4 protein-coding genes are annotated in these 2,819 nt (G+C 64.4%); all 4 read left to right on the top strand.

The features are described 5' to 3' along the window. On the top strand, positions 1 to 693 hold a 693-nt coding region (locus ACT84W_RS09915; protein WP_444329094.1), incomplete at its 5' end, for a transporter substrate-binding domain-containing protein. A gap of 103 nt (positions 694 to 796) precedes the next feature. After that, complete coding sequence (locus tag ACT84W_RS09920) at positions 797 to 1,456, top strand: amino acid ABC transporter permease (RefSeq protein ID WP_417575400.1); 660 nt, start codon at positions 797 to 799, stop codon at positions 1,454 to 1,456. Then, entirely contained in the window at positions 1,456 to 2,280 is an 825-nt protein-coding gene (locus ACT84W_RS09925; RefSeq protein ID WP_444329095.1) for an amino acid ABC transporter permease, read from the top strand. Before ACT84W_RS09920 ends, ACT84W_RS09925 begins: the two co-directional genes overlap by 1 nt. Before the next feature lie 20 nt (positions 2,281 to 2,300). Next, positions 2,301 to 2,819, top strand: a 519-nt coding sequence (locus ACT84W_RS09930) for an amino acid ABC transporter ATP-binding protein (RefSeq protein WP_444329096.1), incomplete at its 3' end; no start/stop codon positions are given.

Genomic DNA, 2,819 nt, shown 5'->3' on the forward strand with positions numbered 1-2,819 from the left:
TCCGTGCTCTTCTCGCAGCTCGACGAGACCACGGGCAAGGTCTACGGCTTCGACGCGGCCATCTATCTCTCGCTCATCCGCTACATCCTCGGCGACGAGACCAAGTACGACTACACCCAGATGACCTCCGACACCCGCGAGTCGGTCCTCCAGAACGACACCTGCGACGCCGTTTTCGCCACCTATACCATCAACGACAAGCGTAAGGCCGTCATCTCGTTCGCCGGCCCGTACTTCACGGCAACCCAGGGCGTCCTCGTCGCGGCCAGCAACACCGATATCATCTCCATCGACGACCTCAAGGGCAAGAAGGTCGCCGTCCAGTCCGGCTCCACCGGCCCGCAGGTCGTCGAGGAGTACGCCCCCGAGGCCGAGGTCCAGGAGTTCTCCAAGGATGACGAGTGCCGTGCCGCCCTCGAGCAGGGGCGTGTCGACGCTTATGTGGTCGACAACACGCTCCACATGGGCAACATCGTGAAGAACCCCGGCAAGTACCGTCTCGCCGTCGAGTCCTTCGGCCCGGAGGACAAGTACGGCATCGGCCTGAAGCTCGGCTCCGACGGCGTCGAGTTCGTCAACGACTTCTTGAAGAAGTTCGAGGACGACGGCAAGTGGGCCGAGTTCTACAAGATCTGCATCGCCGACCGCACCGGCGTCTCCGCCACCGCCGAGCCGCCCGCGATTGGGGCCTAACCAAAGACCGACCGGCCTGCGAGGGGTTATCCCGGCCGCAGGTTCGACTGGGGTCTCCCGTCGATCGCGACGGGCGGCCCCGCTGCTTATGTAAGGAGGGGCGATGGGGATCGCCGATCTACTATCCACCTACGGGCAGAACTACCTGACTGCCCTTCTGACCACCTGGCGCATGACGCTCATCTCATTCGCCCTCGTCATGGTCCTTTCCGTCGTGATCACGGTCATGAGGGTTTGCCCGTTCAAGCCGCTGCGCGTCTTCGGCGATCTCTATGTGCAGATCTTCCGCAACATCCCGGGCGCGGTACTTTTGCTCATCGTCGTCTACGCGCTGCCTAACCTCGGGCTCGTCCTCGACTACGAGCCTGCGGTCATAGCGGCCACGGTGATCCTCGCCGCTGCGTTCGGCTCCGAGAACTTCATGACCGGCATCAACACCATCGGCGTGGGGCAGATCGAGGCGGCGCGCTCCATCGGTCTCACCTTCACGCAGATCCTGCGCACCATCGTGATCCCGCAGGCGCTGCGCTCCACGGTGCTCCCCATGACGAACCTCTTCATCGCCGTCATGCTTACCACCGCCCTCGGCTCTCAGGTGCCCATGGCCCCGCAGGAGCTCACGGGCGTGGTCAGCTACATCAACACCCGCGAGTCCGCAGGCGTTATCACCTTCGTGCTCTCTGCCTGCGGCTACATCGGCACTGCGCTCGTCGCCGGCTTCATCGGCAACAAGATCGACCAGAAGGTCAGGGTGATCCGCTAATGGCAGCCAACGCAACCACCATGCGCGACGCCCTCTACGAGGCCCCCGGCCCAAAGACGAGGCGCAAGATGCTCCTCGGTACCGTCGTGAGCCTGGCCGCCGTCGTCGCCTTCCTGGCCTGGGTCGTGTACCGCTTCTGGGTCAAGGGCCAGCTCTCGTACCGCTACTGGGAGCTCTTCAGCTGGCGCTCGACCTGGATCTATCTCGGCCGCGGCCTTCTGGGCACGTTCGAGGTGGCCCTGACCGCGGGCGCCATCGCCATCGTGCTCGGCCTCGCCCTCATGCTCGGCCGCACGAGCGCCTCTAAGCCGCTCCAGGCCGCCTGCGCCGTCCTGACCAACTTCCTGCGTGGCGTCCCGAGCCTGCTGTTCATCTACGGGTTCTTCTTCGTCGTGCCGACCCTCGGCGTAAAGATGAGCTCGTTCTGGATGCTCATCATCCCCATCGCGCTCGCCGCCTCGGGCGTCCTGGCCGAGGTCTTCCGCGCCGGCGTGAACGCCGTCCCCCGTGGACAGACCGAGGCGGGCCTCTCCATCGGGCTTTCCCCGTGGAAGGTAAAGACGAAGATCGTTCTTCCTCAGGCCATCCGCTTCGTCGTTCCCTCGCTCATCAGCCAGCTCGTGGTCGTCGTCAAGGACACCGCGCTCGCCTATGTGGTCACCTTCCCCGACCTCATGCAGAACGCCCAGGTCCTGCGCACCAACTACGACGCGCTCGTCTCGACCTACCTCGTCGTCGCGGTGATCTACATCCTCATCAACTACCTGATCAACAAGGCCGCCGTGTACGTCTCGCGCCGCACCGGCGCGAAGATCATCCGCTAGGCGCACCAAAGGAGAATCACATGACCGAATCCAACGCCGCGCAGGCACCCGTCATCGAGCTGCGCCACGTCGACAAACACTACGGCGACCTCCACGTGCTCAAGGACATCAACCTCAAGGTCAACAAAGGCGAGGTCGTCGTCATCATCGGGCCCTCGGGCTCGGGAAAGTCTACGATGTGCCGCACCATCAACCGCCTGGAGACCGTCGACTCCGGCGAGATCCTCATCGAGGGCAAGCCGCTGCCGCAGGAGGGCAAGGAGCTGGCCCAGATGCGCGCCGAGCTCGGCATGGTCTTCCAGGGCTTCAACCTCTTTGCGCACAAGACGATCCTCGAGAACGTCACCTTGGGCCCCATCGAGGTCCTTGGCATGAAGAAGGACGAGGCCGAGAAGAAGGCCATGGAGCTCCTCGCCCGCGTCGGCGTGGCCGAGCAGGCGCAGAAGGTGCCCGCCCAGCTCTCCGGCGGCCAGCAGCAGCGCGTGGCCATCGCCCGCTCGCTCGCCATGGACCCGAAGGCGATGCTCTTCGACGAGCCG

The sequence above is a fragment of the Paratractidigestivibacter sp. genome (assembly GCF_052362415.1).
Taxonomy (GTDB): Bacteria; Actinomycetota; Coriobacteriia; order Coriobacteriales; family Atopobiaceae; genus Paratractidigestivibacter.

Coding starts and splice junctions, on each gene's coding strand:
- ACT84W_RS09920 (WP_417575400.1), top strand. CDS start 797: ATGGGGATCGCCGATCTACTATCCACCTACGGGCAGAACTACCTGACT.
- ACT84W_RS09925 (WP_444329095.1), top strand. CDS start 1,456: ATGGCAGCCAACGCAACCACCATGCGCGACGCCCTCTACGAGGCCCCC.